Origin of the sequence: Clostridium sp. chh4-2 (assembly GCF_002899675.1) — a bacterium.
In the GTDB taxonomy this organism is placed as follows: Bacteria; Bacillota; Clostridia; order Lachnospirales; family Lachnospiraceae; genus CHH4-2.
Window position 1 is genome coordinate 95,636 of the sequence record NZ_PKUU01000017.1, and the last position, 24,241, is coordinate 119,876.

General features: G+C 44.5%; 1 protein-coding gene (only partly in view). It reads left to right on the top strand.

The window, feature by feature from the left end; genetic code table 11:
- Positions 1-24,203: the 3' portion of a hypothetical protein gene (locus C0033_RS17485; RefSeq protein WP_146043784.1), read on the top strand. 12,043 nt of this gene lie to the left of the window's left edge; 24,203 of the gene's 36,246 nt are visible here — the last part of the coding sequence; its start codon lies beyond the left edge, outside the window; the stop codon is at positions 24,201-24,203.
- Positions 24,204-24,241: the final 38 nt, after the last annotated feature.

Here is a 24,241-nt window from a genome sequence, read left to right on the forward strand (position 1 = left end):
AAACGGATGAATATAAGGCTGCTTTGGATCAGGGTCTGATTGTAGTATTGGATGATACAGAGGGATTGATCGACCATCATGATACAGGTAAGAATGTCACGAAAGAAGATATTGATATTAAACTTGCGGATCTGATTAAGACTACGGCAAGTGGTGTTAAATATCTGGATATTCCGGATAGTGTCTGGGATGACCGGAACAATTTAAATAACAGCCGTAATGTGTCCTATCCGGCTAAAGTGATTATAAGCCTGAAAGAGTACCAAGGCAAAAATTCACCGGGTGATTACTATTATTCCAGAGATTCCATCCTGTATGTTAAGGGAACGCCTGACGGTTATCTGTTCGAATCGGATGGAGAAAACCTGAGGATGAACCGGGATCTGAAATTGAGAGCCAGCTTTGAAGATAAGTATGAGACGAATATTAATCTTTATAACCAGTCTCTGACTAATCCGAATGCAACGGCCGAAGAGAGAGAAAGCGTGCGTTACAGACGAAACGGATACGCAACGCTGAGAGCTGTGGCATCAGATCCTAGGGCACTGGTTCAGGCATGGGATACTGCCAGAAAATCAGGGCCGAACGGAGGCTATAATGATTCCATCAGCATTGTGGAAACAGGTCTGGATGCACAAAATACGTTCTACGAAGTGCTTTTGAGAAATCAGAGCATTGGCAACGTAAAGAACGGCGAAACAATTATAGATATTCCATTGTCCACGACTCCGGAGATCAAGGATCAGGCGGGACGCGTGCTGATTCAGAGAGGCACGATACAGGGATATCAGGTTTCGAGCTTCAGTTCTGTCAATCCGCAGACAAAGGCTATAAGCAACTTCATCAGCCGGATTACATCCAATGTGGTGATCGAATCACGGGATGAGGAAGGCAATCTGGTGAAGACGGTTAAGCCTAAGATCGATTTGGATCGTGTGGAGATCCGTGATTTCAGAGTTAAAGACGTGAGCCGGTTTGACGGAAACGGAATTGTGACCAAAGAATATCAGGATGCGGTGGATAAAGGTCTGATTATGGTCATTGACGATAAGGAAGGTTTGATAGACCATAAGGATACGCCGGTAAAATTTGAAGAAAGAGATATTCATATTAAACTTGCCGACTTGATAAAGACTACTGATACGGGAGTGAAGTATCTGAATATACCTCAGTCAGTTTGGGATGACAGCCGATATGCGGACAAGGAACGCAATATCATTTATCCGGCCAAGATCATTATCGAAACATCCAAATACGATGGTAAGAATACAAAGGCTGAAAGCGCCAGCTTCCGTGATTCCGCACTGTTCGTTAAAGGAATCCCTAACGGATATCTATATGAAGAGGACGGAAAAGATTATCTGAAGGCTAACCGGGATCTGAAACTGAAAGCCAGCTTTGAAGACACCTATGAGACTAATATGAAGCTGTATGAACTGTCGGTTATTAATCCGAATGCCGACGAAGAAGCAAGGCAAGATATGCGCCATCGCAACAGCGGCGGCGGAACTCTCAGAATCCTGCCTGCTAAGCCATATATGCTGATGGAAGGACATAACAATGTAGATAACTACAATTATGTCCAGAATTCAAAGGTTTACATAGGAAAGGACAATGATTACCGGGCAACCATAGGTAATGACAGCCCAAGCTATATGCGGGGAGGCGAATTTGTATTCGATCTTCCTTTGGGCCAGATCCCTGATGAGGTAACGGCTACCGGATTCAGACTGGAACACATGATCTCAGATCCGAATTTCATCAAACAGATCACCCATGACAGGATTGTTCCTGCGTTGGATGAAGAGGGAAATTACCAGTTTGATGAGGATGGTAATATAATTTACAAGGCTGAAGAAGTAATTGACATCCAGACGATTGATATCTATGATTACCGGGCACCGGAAATCGCCCAGACATATGCACTTTGGACTCCTGGTGAGGAGAACGGCTGGGACAGCATCAATAAGAAGATTGTCAAGTACAAGTCTGACGGTAGTTTAACTGAGATATTCAAACTGCTGGTATTCAATGGTATGATAGTTTCTTACTCTGATACGGAAGGACTCACAGATTTTGTTCATGATAAGACTCTGGAGGAGATTATTGCTGAACAGAGAAAAGCTTATGTCGACAGTTTGACCGGATTGAGTGATGAGGATAAGGAATATGCTGCAGAACAGTTTGGGGATGCTGACGCTGAATTTATAATCAGCGACTTTATTCAGAAGAACGATGCAGACGAATTAATCCTTGATATTCCTAAGGCCGCATGGGGAAGAGGAATTTCTCAGCAAAAGGTTGAGGTGGCATCCGATTCCAATGCAGCGAGAGAAGATCAGGAAGAGATTGAAACTGAGTATGAGGACAGGAAGAAATATGTAGATAATGTAGGCAAGATCGTTATCGAAGTGGGACGGTATAAGGAAAATACCTTCTACAATGATAACCTGGCGCCTGGTATCACTCAGAGGTATTCCAACCGCAGTCTCATGTACTTCCAGGGTAATCCGAACGGATTCCTGTATGAATATGAAAAGAACGACGACACCTGGAAACCATTACATAAAGAAGCTCTTCCTTCCGACGGAAAGTTGAGAGATACGGCGGAGCAGGCGATGGTGAAAGGGGACTGGTCCAATCCGCTTAGCATTCTGGATCTTTCCTATCTGGAGAAGATGAGTACGGGCGTCATGAATCTGGCCCGGTCAGGTCCGTCCAACCCAAGCGTTGACGGATTGGCGGTTAAGGATAACTATAATCCTAAATATCCCAATAGCCCGACTCGTCTGTATGATGGAGCAAAGACCACACTTACCATATCCAATGACCAGAAGCAGGGGCTCAGCTACCAATACCGTTTGGGCAATACCAGCGAAAGTATTATGTCCAGACCAACATTTACCGTAACCTTCCCGATTAACAGCAACGTGGAAGGGGATAATGCCACTAAGACGGCGGTAGAAGCCGGAAGAGGATTCCATCTGAATACGATCCGGATTGATAAGAAACTCTTCTACAGTCCGAATATGTTCTATGGCGTTAAAGTGCTGAATGAGGCTGACAGGAACTATAATAATTTAACGGAGATCAGAACGATCCGTCTTATTGACCGGAATAACACCTGGTATGATGAAAAAACTAAAAAGACGTATCCGCTTGAATACACCATCAGCCAGCAGGATATTATGGCCGCAATGCTTGCGTACCATAATGAAAAATACGGCATTTCCACTGCAAGCAATGCAATTCCGAATCAGCCGTCCATCGGAAACGATGCGATGACCAATTCAGAACGAAAGCAGCACGGAAAGATGTATGTGGATGAAAACGGCGATCTGATGATTCCGAGAAGCGTTTGGTATGCATCCCAGAAAACCGATTTGGAAGGCAATCCGGTAGAAGACACCTGCTGGATCGACGACGACGGTTATTTATACATGGAGAATAAAGATTGGTTTGGGGAGTTAGACGGAACCTACCGGAAACTGGGCACTAAAATTGATTTCAGGGAATACAAATCCGAATGGGATTATGTATATACCGATCAGAATAAGGAACAGATTGAGGAAGTAACGGATGTTCTGCTGAAACCGCAGACGGCCTCCATGTCGGATGCCACTAAGGGCGGACGGCTGAAGAAAGTGATTTATTACTCCTATCCGGATAAGGATCAGGTAAAAGATGTTTATCAGATTATTATAGAGTTTAACTCCTTTGATAACAGTGTTACCGGAAACGATAGGGGAATCCTCCAGTTCTATGGAACGATCGACCGCTATGCAGATGATGTGACCCGCCAGGATTACTGGAATGTATCCAATATCAATAACAAGATGACCGCTCCGGCCACATTTGTGGATCATCCGGCAGGAATGCCTGATGTGAACTTGAATTCCGACTCCAGCAGTCCGACCTTTATCATCAAAGAATCCAGGCCGGTAGTACACGCTGATTTGAAGTTCTATGAGCGCGATATCTATACAAAGGATCACAGCTCTTTATGGACGAACACCTGGGTGGGTAATTCCCTGGTGCCGATTGACAAAAATGAGAAATGGACCGTTATCCCGTATGGTCGGGAGTTCCAGGTGATTTACCGCCTGACAAACGACAGTATTTCATCCAGTGAAAACTTCCATTTTGAATTTGTTCCGCAGATTACGCCAAGAACGGAAGTCGGAACCGTGGATAAGATTCTCAATGCTGTAACCGGATCAGAAACGGATACCACAGAGGATAACCGAGGTTTCCATACGTTAGATGTGATTCTGAGAAAAGAACTCTTAGATTCTGCGGTCTTTGACCGGGTTGTAATCTATGATAAGGATGATTCGGATAAATACATTATCATCCGCAATGCTCATAACAACGCAGGAGAAGATCAGTATCCTGAGGGAGAATATCCATATGCTTCTATGTCGGATGGACTGGAAGATATGCCGATGCCGCCTGTGGATTTCGGCGATTTAGATGATGACGGAGGATTTTCCGTTGATGTTCCTACACCGGCACGCTGGATAGTGGAATATCACGGCAATAAATTTACCGGAGATGATTGGAACGATAAAGATAAGGAAACAGAAGAAGGTGAGCAGGCCGGTGATGAATCAGCACCGGAAGAAGAAAAAGATTTAAGAATTAAGACTCTGCATCCGGTTACTGAAGAGGATGCCGAAACTTACAAGAATAGTAATCCTTATTCCGTGGCAGAAGGCGTTTATGAGCTGCGGGAAGGCGATGTGGTAATCCCAAGAGATGTAATTGTTAAATGGGGCGAAATCCAGAACGTTGGACGTATAACCATTGAAGGAACCAGCTTTAAACCTATGAGGAATCCTGACGGAGATTTGAATAAGCGGGATGATGCAGGATCGGTCGGCTCACTGCCATCTGTAGAGAAAGAAAGTGATGTGGACCCGAATCAGGCAGTTATCTTTGTAGGTATGTCCGATACAAACCTGGAATATGCCGACGCGAAGAGCATAACGAGCACCTGGGGTTATTTCAGAAACTTCCTGTATGGACGCGATTATAACCAGGTATATGGCACACCTGATATTTCAGAACCGGATACGAAGATTGAAAAGGACAAAGACAATGTGAAGCTGGAGAGGGAAGATGATGACACGACCCACATCTTTACACCAAAATTGTTCTTTGACAGCAAGATTAGCGCGGTATTTAAAGACAGCGATGATCCGTCCCTCAGATTTGACGATGAAACAGTTTCCGATGTTTGGGGAACCGGACGTCTGGTGAGAGATGATTTGCAGTATCAGCATCCTGCCTGTCTTGCAAGGGAATATGGCTTGGATGCCCGTTATGATGAACCTGCATCAGCGGCTAGAAATCATTATGGATCTAATTACTCCGGCCAGAGTTTCAATGTAAATTATGGCGGGACGAGCAGCCATCATTATTGGGGAGGAAACTTATACGGATATGGAGGATACACAGATAATCTGCTGAATGGCGGTGCAGGAACAGAGAATAAGAATACAGGTTACAGGAGATATGACCATTACTATCAGGATAACAATGTGCTGACAGTAGGCTATAAAGCGATAGCCAGCTATACGGTGGATTTCCAGCAATGGGCACAGACTTCCTGGGATACCAATTCTACAAATTATGCAACACCAATACCTTATGCTACGTCAGGAAGCAGCAATTACTCCTATCAGGATATTTCAAAGATTAATTATCTGCGCGGACAGCATTCGGATAATATGGCGGTACAACCTCAGGATCTGAGTGCAGCAGCGGATATTACCATGAAGATTGATCTTCCTGTAGACGGATTTGACGCTTACTATGTTAAATTACGTCCTGCATTGAGGCCATTTGTCAATAGTGTAACTGTGGAGTATGTAACCTATGGCGGAGGATCGGCATTTGACGATCTAGTTATTAATGCTAGAGAAACCAATGTCAGCGAGGGTTCAGGCGGATGGCGCGGAAATGCGGCGAATGCAAATGCGTCCGAGTATTTGAAATCTGAGACATCTTTCCATGCAGGCTTTGAGCCAGATCAGTTTGATACAACCGGTAAGAAGATTAAATCCGGAGACAACAAGATTATTGATAACTCCGGCAAACTAATTGATTATACATTGATGACGAAATCTTCGGAAAGCTATTTGACTGAGGATATGGCAAAAGATGGAAACGGCACTATGTGGTGGAGAATCGGTTTAGCCGATACCAATCGTTATAACTTTAAAGACGATATAGATCTTTCTACTATGTCGGATGCTCTTCCGGGTGATGATTATAATCCTCAGCAGACAGAGTTTGGTTATGACCATGCGACTCCATATTACAGGCCGCCATCAATTAATGTAACTAAGGGTGATATTAAATCTGTAACTATCCATATGAGCATTAATCAGGACCCGGCGGCGTTAAACAGCTCCGACCAGTGGCAGAGGCTTTTGGCAGATGAGGGAACCTGGTATGAGGAATGGATCGATTCTCAGGCTGCAAGAGATGACCTGGATACTACTTGGTGGAAAGCTATGGGACAGAGCAGTTATGAAGCATCCAATTACAATCAGGTTCATCCCGGCAAGATTAATCTCAACTCAAAAGTGAAACAGGATACCAGACATTCCATTGAGATTACAGGAAGAATGATCAAATTAGGGCAGCAGGAGGCCAATTTAACCACTTCTATAGAACTTGGCAAACAGTTTGACAACCGGAATGAGAATGAAATTCTGGAAGAGGATAGGGATGCACTAGTTGGAAAATTGATGGTAGATCCGGAAAACAGGGTATCTAAGCCAAGAAGAGATACCGGTGTAAAAGCCGGGGATACATTGGCTGACAGTTCTAAAGCTTCATCTGCACAGGAACATCTGCAGAGCAACTGGTCATATCGCAGATATTATAATTATTTCACTCATACGGTCAATGAAGGCGGTAGAAGCTTCTGGGATGAGGGTACGGTACTACGCTGTTATCATGGAGATATTCGACATGGTTATTATGCTCAATATTACTACTGCACCTCTTACCAGCATTGGGATGAGTGGCACAGCAGGTATCTGAGAGATCGGGCAATCATCAATGTTAAGAATGCGGATAATCTGTTAGATGTAGGAATCGGAGATGGAAACGGATATGTCCGTGATGCTGATGGAGATCCGGTACGTGACGCCAAGGGAAGCTTGGTAATTAATAACAGCAGCCTTGACAATAAGTGGTATGACAGTTCTGTATGGAATGATTCTTATACGACAACGTATGCCGGATTAAAGAACATGGCCAACTATAATGATTTAAGACCATATACATTAAAGATCGGCCAAGTGGCTCACCCGAACAGTGTTGAGAAGAGCCATACCTATATTCCGGGATGGGAATCCTACTGGAAGGGAGGCTTTACAGCAGCATATCAGGGAGCCTACAAGGAATGTAATCATCTGCATTACTACACTTCGAGCAGTGGTTATTATTACTGTGGCAATACAAGCTATTGGTTCCTCTACATCAGGAATTATGCTCCGGTCGAGACAATGAAGATGTACGATGAGTGGGCAGGCAAGTTCTCCCATATCGACCGCGTAGAAATCGAAGACACTCTTCCGGCCATTACAAGGGAAGACGGATGGTACAAGGGCTTCTTCAGCAGATATCTGGAAGTTGCTCCAAGTATGATCCCATATGTGGAATCCGTAACTGTTGAACTAGAAACCAGAAACACTGACGGAACCGTATCCACAAGAACCGTAAAAGTTCCGAGAGGTGCTATTTATGGCAACACGCAGAAACACAGTGTAGAACCTGGATCCAATCCGAGGGCGCGGGGCAGCATTTCCTTATTCAGCGCAGCAGTTCCGGGTGATGGAGTAGACGTGGATGAAGAAGGCAATCCGATCATCATGCCAGGCGTGTCAGAAACTTATAATAAGGCCGGCGCAGGAAAGATTTATTTCCACTATGATGATATGAGAACTGATCTGACCAACATGACCGCTACCCAGAGCAATGCATTGCTGGCAGGAGACGATATCACGGAAGTGATGTCCAATGATGAATTTAACGATTCCATCGTGGCAGCTACCAATGTGATCGAGGTGAAGAAAAACGAATATCCTGTAAAGGTTACCTTTACCGCTGTGAATATACCTGGAAATGGTGATAACGCCAGTGAGTTTAACGGTGTGCACAGAGACGATAATGGTGCGGCTCCGGACTTCTATATCTGGGGTAATATAAATGATATCATTGTTGATTACTATGAACCGGCTCACGATATTTGGAAGAGCTATGACAGCAACAGATTTTTAACCGGCGGCAGTGCATGGACGACCGCTCAGGTACAGCAGGAGCGTTCTAATGTAATTAAAAACCGCATGAAGAATCTCAGCGCAGAGCCGAGCAAGGTGAACAGCGTACAGGCCAAGTTCTATAAGACCGCTTATAATAAGATGATCAGTGAACCGATGTCTTCTGAAGAATTCATCAACAGAAACTTCTGGGGATTTGATAACGAGGATAAGGATGAGAAATATAAGCTGGGCGCACCTATAGTTAAGAACGATGATGCATACTGGTGGGCTGATTATGTTCAGCCGGCTGCTAAAGTCAACATCGATACCATGGATGATCCGGAGATGACACGGGTATACGACTTTGCAGGTGATAATAAGTCGCCTATGAAGCTGCGTTACCGTATCTGGGCTGAAAACACTACCAAGAAGCAGAACCGCTACCTGACCAATGCGGATGGCAGCAATAAACTGGATCCTGAAGGGAATCCAATCAAGAATCCGGAATACGAGAATACGGCTTATTATAAAGATATGAACTATGTCAATGATCTTCCTGACGGATACCGTCTGGAGAAGATCTGGATACCGGCACAGTTTATCGATAAGGGACCGTATGACGATTATAGCTTTGAGGCGGACCGCCTGAATCTGACTATGGGTAAATTAGTGAAGATAGAGGGTGGAACCAGTGTCGGTAACAAGCGGGAATACAAGGTTGTTCCTGATCCGGATACGCAAGTGGAACTTCTTAAAGTGAGAGAAGACACCGAAGAAACGGAAGGAATTGACCGGTTTGTATACAGCGAATATATGCATCTGGTACCGACTATGGAAGAAGCTGAAAAGGCTGCGGAAGAAGGCAACGAAGAACTGCTTCGGTTTGCTGAGAAAGACGATACATATGCTCACAAGTATTATGTGATCGATCTGGAGAAGATGTTCTTTGATGGTGTTCTAAAACCAATCGAGATGCCTTATACAGAACCTGAAACCGGAGTGCAGCGGATTTACATTCAGAACTATGTAGCTTCTTATAATTACCATATCCGTGTTAAGAGTAAATGGCTGGTGGATTATGAGAAGAACAAGACCCGCTATTTCCAACCGGAGTCAACTCTGACAGGTACGAGAGTCTTCGAAGAAAAGGATGGAGAGAAGGTAGAAATCACTCCTAAGGATCAGCTTCCGATCGATATCATGATGGAAGGCGTTTTCGTAGACAGAAGACAGGATGAGAAGTTTAAGAAGGCAACCGACAGCAATGCGACAGAAAGCGATGCCCAGGTCGAAGAGACATGGGAGAACCGGATGCCGTGGACAGATACTTACAATTCCCTGCCATCCATTGATACCGACCAGTTTACGCTGAGATTGAAAGATGCTGTAAAAGATTATGTTTCCCTGACTGTTCAGGCAGCAGGCGTTCATGTGATTAATATGACTGAAACCAAAAATCCGGAACAGCAGGCCAGCGGAGAAGGATCTGAATTCAAAACGAAATACCTCACTGTGAGAGACAACCGGATACTCGATTTCTATAATCGTGCTACCAGGCTGGAGATTGCAGTAAACCGGCTTCCTTATAAAGATGCCGAATTAGAACAGATTGATCCTAATGCGCCGGAAAAAGATGAAAAGAACCGGCCAATGACAGGTGACTATAACAAACAGGATGATCCGGATGAGTTTGATTACGATCCGAGGAAACCTGATTACCAGGTTAATATTCGTAACCTGGTGCCTGGAGACAGATTTAACTACTTCATCACCGTTATTAACGAAAAAGATCCGGATCGCGCTACCTGTTCCTGGAATCAGCCGGTTATCCGGTTTAAGGCTCCGGAAGGAACCAGAATTGCCAGATGGATCTATCTGCCGGAAACCAGCTACGGCATGGGTGAGGCAGAAGGCTATACAGTGGATGCGGAACCGATCATTAAAGAAGGTACGGAAGACGAACCTGAGATGGTTTACCGCGGATACCAGGTACCATATATTAATGGTGCGGAAGTGAAGTATCCGGAAGGCAAAGATCCTCAAGTAACAGAACCGGAAACGGATGTAACTGTTCCTGAGGACAGAATCCAATTGATTGCATATGATCCATCTACAAGAGAAGTAACAGATGACGGTGACATTGTCTTTAAACGTCTGCCTCATGATACTGAACTGGTGGATCGGGTCAGCAGCGAGAAAAAAGAGGAACCGGTTAATAAACCTGCATTCCTGAGATCTGCTCCGGTATATGAACCTGCACAGCAGGAGGATATTACCACAGATATCGTTTGGAGATTTGATAATGCAGTAATTCCGATTAACCAAGGTGTACGCATCATGGTAGTGCTGGAAGTAGAGGACAACTTTACGGATGACGAAGGCAAGCCGGCAGATTACCGCGGTCAGGAATTAAAGGAATCCAATGTTTATATCGGAGCTCTTCCGGCTCACGGATATGAACCGTTCTATTTCGGAAACGATGACAGAACAGGAAATGAATCAAATATCGAATTTAATGATGATGCAGATCGTATTAAGGAAATCGTAGAGGAGGTTAAAAAGAACGACAGTACGGTAGAGTATAATGCGGTGAAAGCCGGCATTAACCTGACCGAAGAGTCGGATATAAACAGAAAGACAACCCAGGCTTGGGTGAAATCCTATGGTGCGAAGACTTATAAACCTGAAATACCAATTAAATCCACTTTATATATGGAAAATAACGTGGACGGTGCAGAGGCTAAACTGACAGTTGGCGAACCATATGAAAAGAATGAGCAAGGCTTTAATGCAAACGAACCGACAAACGGTATGATTCGTAACGACGTTCGGCACGATATCGATGAATTCGATGTGATGGCAGATTTTATCGGCAATAACTATGATTATAATGGCTATTCCGACGTCAACCATCGGACTCAGGTAACCGGAAACAAGGCTCTGGATCAGCAGGGATTCTTCATGAACGAGATTCCTAAGGTTATGTATGCGACGAATTCCAATGCCGAGAAGGATCAGGAAGCCAGATATTTTGTACAGTTGAGGGATGATCTACGTGATAACCTGGAATCTGACGGCAGTGACGAAGATCCGTGGACAAAGAGCTATAATGATTTCTGGATCGAAGTAAACGGAGACGGTTACAGGTTGACTGATTTAGATGAAAACGGCCAGCCAAAAGAAGATACAGAACCGATCGACACATACCAGATTGCCAGATTCAAATGGAGATATTCCAACATAGCAGCTTACGGGCAGCCGGAAGAAGACAATAAGGAAACTTATCTGACAATGGATCCGGTTGAGATTATCGGTATTGCGAAATATGCGGATAATAACCAGCTGCACAACGGTTCCAGCTACCAGTACACCAGAGTTCTGGCAGTCGGCATAACCGGTTACTGGCGGCATGACCATTTGAGCCTGAATGATGAGGGAGAGGTGGATTCCTACCGTTACCAGATCAGCGGCAAATCAGAATTGACCGTAAGGCGCAGACTGCCGCAGGTAGTTTTAGACAGCCAGTCATTTGCTGTGGAAGACTATGCAAAAGAACAGTATCTGATTCAAGGTGTCAATGACATTGAAGAAAATAAAGATACAAATGCCAAGACGGCAGATCAGTTGAAAAAGTTTGCGGAAGATTCTTCCAAGGGTGAGATGATGCCTGAAAACGAAGCCAATACGATTAAGGGATATCGTCCGAAACAGAAGATCTGGAACAAGGTAACCCTGCTGGCGCTGAACCGTGAAGAACAGGATTCCAAGAAAGCATGTTCGATTAATGATCCTTACGGCAGTCTTGCAACCGGTGAACTTTACAGTCCGACCATCATAGATAAGGTGCCTGCATCTTATGTGATTATGCCAGGCGAGATGGGACTGAACGTCAGTGAGGATCCGTCTAATCCGACAGAAGTAACCCTCCCGGATGATTTCCAGATTAAATGGTACCGGGCAGACGGTTCCCTGAAGGATGAAAATGATCCAACTTGGGCAGAACCAATCGTTACGGTTTACCAGGTGAAAGAAAAGGATATCGGCGGTGCGTTTACGGTTGACAATGACAAACTGAATAAGGCATTCTCAGCCGGTAACAACAAATCCGTCAGCCTGACAGATGATGTGACAACAGATGAAATCACGTATTTTATCTATACTTATAAGTTTGATAATGCGAGCGAATCCAAAGAGAATACGGCTGCTTTGCTTCCGGGTGAACAGATTGAATTGATCTACCCTGTGGAAGCGAAACTAAACGGTCTCCCAAGAGTGCGGATTGCAGAACTTCCTTATGAGAACAACAGCGCCTATCTACCAAGCTTCGGACAGTATGGCTATACAAGCTATACGGGAACTACCGCGTATAACAATGATAATGTGGTATATCCGTCGATCGATGACACCAAACAGAAGATGATGGATATGGATAATCTGATTCACGATGTGGCGGTAACCGGTTTAAGAGAAGGCGGAAGAGTAAAAGAATTTATTCCGTATGAAAAACCGGAGGATGCAAAAATCTATCATGATGATATGATGATCCATAGAAGTGAATTCCTGGGTGAATCCATGGCCTATATGCCTGGCGCCTATGGAAATATAGAGAAGGTCATCAACGGTTCCAACAGCCATTATGAAAGCGGAGCCAATGGTAAAGCATGGGATGTCGATATGGACAGTTCAAGGCGGCAGAGGGTAATCGTCAAGATATCTGAAACCAATGGTTTGTCCACGGTCTATAATCATAATGTCGGTAAGAACCTTATGGATTCCAACCGTATGTATGATACAGAAAAAGGACGTCCGGAACCGCTTTATGGAAATTATGGCACTAACAGAACTTATTTCCATTATAGAGATTATTATAAGGATGTTTTAAAAGAACGTACTTATAATACAGTTGAAAAATGGGAAGGCAATTTGGCACAAACCGAGAAGCCGGAAAACCTGATTTGGGCTTCCAACAGCCTGCATCTTCAGAAAGCATGGCTTTACGGAACAAGCCAGTTCCTGCCGGATACATACTATGACAACAAGACAAATGACAGACAGGTGAATTTTACGGAATATCCTGCTGTGGCGTTATACGACCTGAACTTAACTGATCAGGCTCCAGGCAGTGTGAACAGTTCTTATGCACAGAATATGTCACCGACCAGAAGCTTCCAGTTCGGTGAAACGTATATAGCCCGTCTGTATGCGGCAAACTATGGCGACTGGGATTTGGACGGAGTAGTATTCACCTATGTACTTCCAAGAGGTGTGATGCCGTTGCTGGGACGACCGGGTTCAGATACTACGGAAAATGGCCTGGATAAGTCACAGATTGAAGTTTATATGGGAGGCACCAGCATTAATCCTAATCTTGGCGAGTACTTAGATCCTGAATCATTTGAGGTCAGAATCATTCAGTCTCCGAACATGGCTCTGGTTGAAGATGGTGTGAATCAGACGAATCATCTGGCAGCCAATTCACCGATGGATCCGCAGATGGCAGAAGAATATTACGGTGGCAAGATGTTTACTTACAGCGGTGAGGATATTATGAAGCCGTGGGTAGTAGAGATCACCATAAAAGATCCTCTGACAAAATGGTGGAACAGAGGTGATGATGAAGACCATTATCAGATGTATGTGGATCTTGGATGTGTTGTCTATGGACAAAGTGAAAACAACCTGTACCATGACACTTTATACGTAGCTCCATATACTGAGAAGAAAGCGGATTCAGAAACTGACACAGGTATTCACAATGAGGATTACTATCAGATTTATGACAGAAACCATTGGCGCGGCGATATTATCAAGATGGGTAATTACAGCCAGCTTCACAGCCAGACGTATGGCATGGATGGTATCCGGAATTACAGGACTTACTATAGTTATCCTACCACCTACCTGTATATGAAACCGCAGTTCTATTCTCCGAATGTGATGTATTTCGATTATCGGAATCAGCTTTGCGGAACTTATATTGATGGAATGGCTACGGGAAATGATGACCAGAAACTGATTGTTAATCCGCATATCCCGGATCAGGAATATATAAACTATATTCCGGTGGGAGATGGAACCGGTAATAACAGAAAGTATGCGGTCAGCGGTACGGAGGCCAAAGTTAAGAGCCCGTTAATCAGGCATTGGTCTGAAGTGGACGGCAGCGAGGATGCAGCGCTTCATAATAAGTATGGAGAGAGCAAATTCGATGAATTCTATCAGGCGATGGAAGACGGTACCTTTAAAGTAAGCATGTTTGCTGAAAACCAGTTTGTTTGGGAGCAGATGCAGAATGTCGATAATAATATCCATTACAAAGACGGGGAAGGCATCTATACCAAATCAGTTCCTTCGCTAATGGATGCAAGCAACCATTGGGCGACGGGCAAAGGAAACTACTCTATGCCGGTATTCACAGATCTGCTGCCATACGGTATCGTACCTGTGGATAAAGACGGAGTACCTTATCCGCGCAATGGATTAGGTGAGGACGGCAAACTGATCGACTTTACAAGCCGGGAAGTGAAGGACAGAGGAATTTCCTTTGAACTGGATGTTACAGATGTGGTAAACGGCAAACCGGCAGTTGATAACAAGGCTAGTGTTGTTACCAAAGATAAATATATAACAGAAGTCCAATTCATCGATAAAGATGAGAACGGAAATCCTGTAAACCGCTATTTAGTCCGTTTTGTTCCTTATATGAGGGTCTATTCTTCATTAGATTTGAGTATGAATCCACAATATGAACTCACATATGCGGATATGTATAATATCGTATATGCACCGGCGTTAAAATGGAATAACCGCTTGAATATCAGGTTTGATGCCATGGCGGTTGAGATGCCTGAGGCGGTGGATAAAGACGGCAACAAAGTGGATGCTTATCTGGAAAGATGGCAGCAGAACCGCAGCTTTACCGGAAGTAAAGTTCCTGGATACAAGTTCTTTACGGATGAGAAACTGGCCGAAATGTATGGCTATAATCCTTATTATGTAGGGGAAGAATCCATTAAATACAGCCAGATTGATTGGGATTGCCCGGTTTGCGGCAAGAAGCATGTTCTCAATGATAAACGTCTTGACAGTACCGGTATGAACGGCAGAATTAAGGATCCGAGCCTGATTGGCAAAATGACAGAGGGAACGGAATTTGATTTTAGCCTGAATGTGGAAGATTATGCAGACAGGACAGCTTTAAACGTAAGTTATGATGTCCTTGATGTGAACGGAAACGGAATTATCGGTTATAAGGAAGACAGCGGCGGTGTGGCCGATCGGTTTGTATCCAATGTTATGCAGATCAGAACCAAGAATCCGAGAATTACTTTGGATAAGCAGATTCACGAAGATCCTAAGGGCATCCTACCTGATGGATACATCGGAGGAGATGCGGATCAAAGCCCGGATTACCATGGAAATGATATTCATGACCATGAAGACTATAAACAGGGAAAACATGCATTTGGCAAGAACTCCTGCGGTGCAGACTTCGAAGAAAATACATATACGGAAACCATATTAAAGAAACTTACCGACCATGAAATTACTTATGGCACAAGACTTTGGTATAGTGTGAAAGTAAAGAATGAAGCTTCGGATTCCGAATGGGATACCTCTTACGGAAAACTGGATAAAGCTATTCCTTCAGAAACCGGTTATTATGAAGATGATTATGAAGAGCAGATGAAGCTGGAGGAAGAATATAGGGATAACCTGATTCTGAGATCACAGAAACTGTCTGAAAGCGGAAGCGTGGCTCACGGAGCATTTGTATTCTCCGACTATCTGCCAAGCACTCTGGCATACGACAGAGCGATCATGATCGAAACTTCGGACGGAACTCTGTTAACGAAGGAAGAAGCCGAAGCAGCTGGATGGACCATCATTGATAACTCTGCTGAGAAGCCGGAAGAAGGACACGACCGTGTGAAATTCGTAAGCATCACCGTAATCCCGCCTGCTACCATTGAGGGAGCGGCCGGTCAGGAAGACGCTTACAAACAGATGATTGGCGGTAAACATCCTGCCGGATATCTGAAAACGGGAGACGACTTCACTTTGAAGATCAGAACCCGTGTGGATACGGTTCCGACAGATGAAAAAGATTATGACGAGGATGGATTGAGTAAGGATACTTACTATAATAAAGTCTTTGTCAACCTGGATTGTCTGGATGGAGATTATTCCGAAATTACTGATCAGTCCTTTGCCGATTACCGGTTAGGCGGACAGAATAAAGACAGCATCCGCTATTACAGCGGTGAAGACACCAGCCGTTATGTGGATGGGGCGGCCGGAATTACGGTGAAACAGGACGCATTCATGACAGACGGAAAGACGGTGAAAGGCAGCGAAGAGAGAAGGCTGAACCAGTTTAAGGATAACTGGAACCAGAAGGTGAAGGACGAAGGAGAAACGGATCGTTATGCATATGACAGCGCATTCGGATTTAAGATCGCCAGAGCCGACGGAATTTCCAGAATCAATACGGATGAACCGGTTGTGCTTCAGAGCAACGGAAGCCTGACTGTTCCCGACTTTAAGGCCCTCACGCCAATTGATATTTATATTGATGAGGCGAGAATTAAGAAAGGCAACCAGGCCAATGCATATCTGCTGAATGACCTGCCGCTTTATTCCGTAATTAATAAAGCGGAGATGTACAATGACCTGAATAAGGATTATCCTGGTGCAATTGAAGTGCTGAATACGGTGAAAAAGATTTCTACCGGTAAATGGTATATTCCAGAGGAAGTCTGTCTCGTTTATGATGAGAAAGAACAGCCGGAATTCGTGGCATCCGCATCAAACGCTTATAGAAATGAGCTTAAAAAACATCTGAAAGTGACTGTTTATTATTCCAGCCGGTCGAAGACCAAAGAACAGCGTATGACGATAGACGATGACTTTGATGTCGACGCAGAGTATGAGGACGGCACTAGAATATGGAATAAGCTTGTGGAAAGCGATGTGGAAACGAATAAGGTGTATGAGATCCCATCTGCCGAACTGCAGACCGTGGGACAGGATATGAACCAGCTTCTGTGGCACATCTCCACAGATGATCCGGAGAAATATCCGATACCGGAAGGCTTCATGCTGGATATCGATGCAGATCCTAACAGCGACGGAACGCCGAAGGAAAAGAGAGAAGACAGGAAGAACATGTCGGATCTGAAGGCGGAGCTGAATGAGGACGGAGAAAATACCAACCCTAATACCCAGGAACCGTATCATATTACTGACTATAGGGAAGGCGTGGATGACGTATATAAGAACGGTATATTGGTTTCCTTAAATTCCAATACACCGGACAGCGGTGCGATCTCCTATTCCGCCCATTATCACAGACTGTTTACCCAGCTTGACGATATAAGCACTCAGGCGCTGGATTCCAAGAAAAGGGCAGGTTTCAGAATGGTTCAGAAACTTCCGATTCTGGAACATTACCTCAGCCATCAGTACTATAAGTATTCAAGGGATATTGACGGTAAAGAGCATTATAACTGGGTTGATACTTCAGGCGGCGTCACGGTTCTGACAAAGGGAAGAACCATGAAGTTCAAGGTGGAACTGGATAATATCGATGAGGAACACCTGAAAGGTAAACATGATGAAGAGGATGTTATGGACAAGCCTACGACTACGGCAACCATTCCTTCCATATTCACCATCGATTCCTTAGAGTATGTACCTTACGAAAAAGTGAAGGGAAGTGCGCTGGACGATGATTATACTACCGAATTTGATTATCCGACGGAGCGAACCCTGCTTTGGACCTACCATGTTGAATCTTTAGACGGCGGAGAAAAGAATGAAGAAACATCGATTGTACTGAGAACGGAAGAACCAAAGGATTCCGTAATATTCAGTAAATCCTTAGCCAGCGGCGAACGTTTTGTCCGCTTCGAATTCGATGGACAATTGATGCCGGGAGACAGGATTATCATTGAATATATGGGCAGAATTACTGCAACCAACGAAAATAAGGACGGAACCAAGACCACGGTTACTTCGATTTATAGTACCAATGCTTATGGAACCTTGAAAAAGAATCCACCGTTAGGCGATGAAGAAATCCCATATAGTACCGCGGCTGACCAGTACGATTACGACGAAGATAAATCCACTCAGGATAACATGATCATTGTCCAGTCAGGAGAGATAGAATTTGAACCTGGTACTGAAACTGCGGGAAGTAAACTTGTAAAATCCCTGTTAAATGTGGATGGAGGACCTCTCACATATCCGATTCCTGTTTTAGAGGGAGAGCGTTATCACTACCGAGATGAAATCCTGAACAAGAAGCCATATCTTGAAAACAGTGCGGACAATTCCTATAGTGATCCGATGATCTTCGATATGCTGCCGGAACTGGGAGATTCCAAGATTATTGGACTGCAGACACAAAACGGAGTTAAAGCAGTGCCAAGAAAGTCCATGTGGGGACCATACAGCATGTTAAATAATGCTTCATTTAAACTGTACAGACAGGCAGGAAAGAATGAATTTGAAGTCGATCCTGATTTATATACGGTTTATGTTGGACCTGTAAGCAGAACCGACGGTGCGATCACCGGACCTGGAGTAAATGATCAAGATCTGTTCATTAATCCGGAATACCGCATCAGTGTTAATTATTATGAAGTGATGCGTATGAAATTCAGGGGTGAAACCGTTAGCCCTGGTTTGATTCAGGATCGCCCTGTTTATGGATATGATTGGGAAGATCATTATGTAAAGATCGATGAAATCAGAGAGCTTCAGGAAAATGACCCTGAATTGGCAGAAGAAGTTTTACGTGGCCTGCGCTATATTGCGGTGAACTTCAATAATGACTACGAGATGAAAGGTCAGACGAAGTTTACGCTCAGATATGACCAGAAGGTTCCTCTGAATCTGCCAGTATACTATGGAACGCTTCCTATCTCTATGGAAGAGGAGAATGCAAGGAATACCGTAAGGAATTATTCCTCCATCAATACCTTTGTAAGATATTGGCAGTCTCTGAACCCGGCGGAGTCCAACGATGCGATGGTATATGTCAACGCACCGGAAGGCAGGGGATATATCGGTGATTATATCTGGCTGGATGAAAACAGCGACGGTCTGCAAAATGAGATCACATATGAGATTCCTGATGAGAACAAGAGCATACGTACACGTATGCTTCCAAAGAGAACTTATGACGAAGATACCGGCCGGTATGAACCAGACTGGGGAACGGATAAAGATGGAAATCTGCTTCCTGACCCAGGTATCAATAAAGTTCTGGTACAGCTTTTAACTCCTGGCGGACATCTTTCCAATATGGATGGTCAGGCAGTTGAAGCAGAACCTCATAAGGATGATTTGACAGGTCAGATGCTTTATACGGTGTTGGATGATGAAACCGGAGAACCGGCTGAAGACTTTGAAGGCTTGGCGATTAAATCACTTTACGGCCCTGTTTCCTACATCTCAGAATCCGATTACTTTGGTAATCAGGGATATTACATCCTTCCAAATCTGAAACCGGGTGCCTATAAGGTACGTTTCACCATACCGGATCAGTATAAGGAATATGGACTCAGTACTCCGGTTGTCCGCGGTTCCGATATGAAGATTTATACCGCGGGAGAAAAAGTATATGAGAACGAGAAGGAAGTTGATGTTACCGGTCTTGTATTTGAAACTGTAAAACCGATTACGGTGGAAGCTGCGGTCAAGGAAAGAGACAGCCAGTATGTATCCTGTGATATCGGTATCGGTATGCCGGTTCGCTACGGCGGAACCGTCTGGATCGATGAATATGAAGATGAGTCAGGAACATCCTATGATGAAACAAACCGCGACAGCATTTACCAGAAGGAAAAACCTGTCGAGCCTCATGTAGGAAAAGAACAGGTTCAGGTTACTGCCTTTGTAAAGGGAGAGGTGGATGGATCAGGAAATCCAATTCCTGCCAAAGATATGCATGGAAAGCCTATGGTAACCATGACGGATGAAAACGGTGATTACCGGTTCGATTACATGCAGCCTAGCCGTTTGAAAGCGGACGGAACCTATGACAGAGAGTACTACTTCATGCTTACCGATAAGTATGATCCGATGTGGAAACCGACTTATATGACATTTAGTAAAGTTCCGACTTTGGATGACGACAGAAACGACTTAAAGGCAGAAGGATTTACGAATCCGTTTGCAGCTGAAGTACCGATTGATCCCGATACGAAGGAGAAGAAGGTGATCACTGATCCTGACAGCCAATATTACAATCTCTATGAACTGGATACGACGGTTGATATGGGACTCAGAAACGGCGAAGCCAATATTATTGCCGGTACGATCTGGGAAGACAATAACCGGAACGGTATCTTTGAACAGAGCATAGACAGCGGTTATAATGAGACAGGTGTTGAGAATATCGATGTAAACCTGATACCGTATATCTGGCTGCCGGAAGGCGAAGAGAGCGAAGGAAACGGACAGTGGAAACGCGTATCCAAGATAGAGGGTGCGGAAAAAGGCGATCCATACCAATGGGAGCTCGTAACTATTGCAACAGATTCCAATGCGGAATATACGGAAGGCGTACTGGAAACAACTACCACAGAATCAGGCCAGTATCTGTTCAGAAATCTTCCGGTAGAAGCTTCGGTTAAGATCGAAGACCGGGCGGATCAGACGTATCTGATGGGTTACCGGGTGAACGTACCGGATCTTCCGACACGGTATACAATCACACCGATGCATAATTATCCTCTGGACGCACAGGAAGGAAAATCCTACCATGTCAGCGATCTGGATAAAGATGCCTTCATGCACAGCTATGAAGACAAGAAGGACGGAGTGGGAGACAGCTTCTATATTCTGGCGTCAGTTTTGGATCCGGATGACGGAAACGTGCATGTGAATACCAAGACGGTAGGAATTATGACGGAAGAGGGATTAAAAGCAGTCACTTATGATACGGACATCATCAATCCTCAGGAAAATGTGGATGGAGGAATCCTTCCATACAGTAAGGCAGAGATCGCCGGCGTTGTCTGGGACGATGTTTCCAAAGACAATATCAGGCAGCCTGAGGAAAAAGGTGTGGACGGAGTAAAGGTAATGCTTCAATACCGTTTGACTGCTACAGACAGCAATGGAGAACCTCAGGATCCGTACCTGGTAAGTGAAGATGGAGATTACCTTTCCATATTCTCTTACAAGTTTAAAGAATTCGATGTGGAAGCCGAAGCAGATCAGAAGGGGCTGATAAAAGATGTGGATTATTGGTTTGACAATAATTATATCATCCCTAAAAATCAGAAGGCCGAGCAGGAATTTGAAGAGATGGCCCGGGAAGATAAGCTGAGAAGACAGGGACTTCTGGAAGAAGCAGCACGGCTGCGCAGGGAAGTTCAGGAAATCAAAGAGGATTCCAAAGAAGAATTTGAGAAGTTAGAAAAGGTAGAACAGCAGAAGAAGGATCTGGAAGATGAGATCGCTTCCCTTCTGAATAAAAATACAGATTTAACTTCACAGTATGATGCCCTGGCTATTGAAGCAGATCAGATTACGCTGCAGATAAATTATTATGCTCAGTTATTAGCCGCAAAACGCGATGAGATCGGCCGCTTTATGGATGCACATTCCGCTGAAAGAAGCGAGTTTGAAGAACTGAAGCAGAATAAGGACAAAGCTCAGAAAGAATTAACTCAGAATGCGAAGCTGGCAGATGAGAAAGAGGATTTGATTAAAGATCTGGAAAAAGAGATCACGGAAGCCGGAGACAGCATCGATAAGGCAGAGAAACGGATTGCAGAGATAGAGAAACGTCTTGCCGAACTGGGTGAAAGCCCTGTCGATCCTGACGAGCAGAGTGAAAAGGATGAACTGGAGGATGAAAAGACATCGCTTCAGGAAACAATTACAGATCTGGAGAGCACAATCAGCAGCAACGAAACAAAGATCTCCGACACAGAAGATGAAATCAGGAAACTGGAAGAGGAAAATGCTGAGCTTCAGAGCGACATAGAAACCTATACGAAGAAGATCAATGAAAAGCAGCCTGATATTGACCGCATTGAAGCCGAATTGAAACAGCTGGAAGCAGATGCAGAAGAGCTGGAGAAAAAGGGTAAAGAACTGAATAAGACCAGTTCGAATCTGATGAATCAAATGGCTTACATCATGATGGATAAGATCGACTGCAAAGAGCGTATGGAAGAATGTCAGCAGGAACTTCAAAGAGCTGAAAAGAGCCTGGTTGAACAGAGTAAGATTGTGGATGCAATTGAAAAACGGATTAGTGAAAAGACAGCTGCAGCAGAGGCATTAGAAGCCGAAGCGGATATCTGGTACTTCTCTTATCTGATGTGCATCACGACGGCAGACGGCAGATACAGTTTTGCTGATGTTCCGTTATTCGATGAAACTTTATCGGCAAATCCGATCAGAAACCAGGAGGAAGAAGAAGCAGTTCCTTATACCTTCCGGATCGTAACGGAAAAACATCTGAATATGGACTATGTAAAACTCCATATCGGCGATGACCGCCTGCACGATTCCGACGTGGGAGCGATTGCGAACAAGGAGCTTAATGGTATTGATTTAGAGAAGCAGGAGGCTTTAGCTGCTAAATACGGAGCAATCCGTGAAAATATGGCTATAAGCCAAGGATTTACACCGCTTCAGCCGAATAAAGACTGGTACAGCGTTTATGACGGTGTATACGGCCTGTACAGCAGCCGTTCCGACAAGACCCACGACATAGGCTTGAATGTCTATGACTGGTACAGCCAGTTAGGCGGCACCATTTGGCGAGATGATAACCATGACGGTATTATGGATAACACCGAGCAGGGAATTGCCAATGTACCGGTCAGCTTGTACCGCTATGGAAGGTATGAAGAAGGCAGCGAACCTGTTTACTATACCTACGAGGTGATTGGAAAAGAGGATACTGCTACGGCATCTAATGCTACTGCGTCCAATGCGGATAAGCAGTCCACAACTGTCCGGCTTACCGGAAAGAAGAAGATGACCTTCGGTTGGATTCCTGTGGAAGATGCGGCTGGCAAATCCGTTGCTTATACGGATGAAAACGGTAAATACCGCTTTAAAGTTCCGGTTACCGATCCTGATAATCCGGTTGAACCTTATCTGTATAAGGTGAGCGTGGACAAGGGAGAAGGAGAACAGAACTGGTCGCCATTTACCAATGGTATGGTAGAGGATGCTGTATCTAACGATGTAATCCCGTCGGATCAGTTCATTCATCTGAAACACGGCTGTGGAACTCTGAACTGTATCATTGAGGAAGCGGGCGTTGAATTGGATGAAGACGGATATATTCCGGAAGGTACGGTTCTGATTATTCCTGGTGTTTATGACCCGGCAGTATTCAAAGGTTATGTGCCTAAGGGAATGATTGATCCGGAACAGAAGGAAGAAATTCCTCAGGTATACTCCATCATTACACCGGAACTTGGACTGGAAGAAGGTGCATTTACAGAAGGAATAGGCAATGCAGCAGTCAGCCTGGTTGGAAACAGCGTGGGCCTGGAAACTGACAGAGAAGAATTGGCAGTTTCCCATGTATTCAGCCTGATGAGTATGGAGAAGAAACCTGGTTCCAGATTTGTGGATCTTTCCAGCAAGAGAGATGACCTGTACAAGAACGGCGGAATACTGAAAGAAATCATACCACCGGATGAACCGGAAGACCCTGTTGTCGTTCCTCCGGATAAACCTAACCGCCATGGAGGTTCAAGCGGTTCCGAACGAAGTATCAGGGAAACGATTAAGGTTAATATCGTAGAACCGTTAGTAATACTGAAAGACAGAGTATTTAACCCTAAGATGGGCTATTCCGATTATGTATGGACGGCATTACTGGCTATTGCGCTTGCATTGCTTGCGTTGTATATAAGCCGCAGAAAGAAGAAGTAAGGTTGAGAGCCGGCCGGCAGTTACGCCGGCCGGCTTTT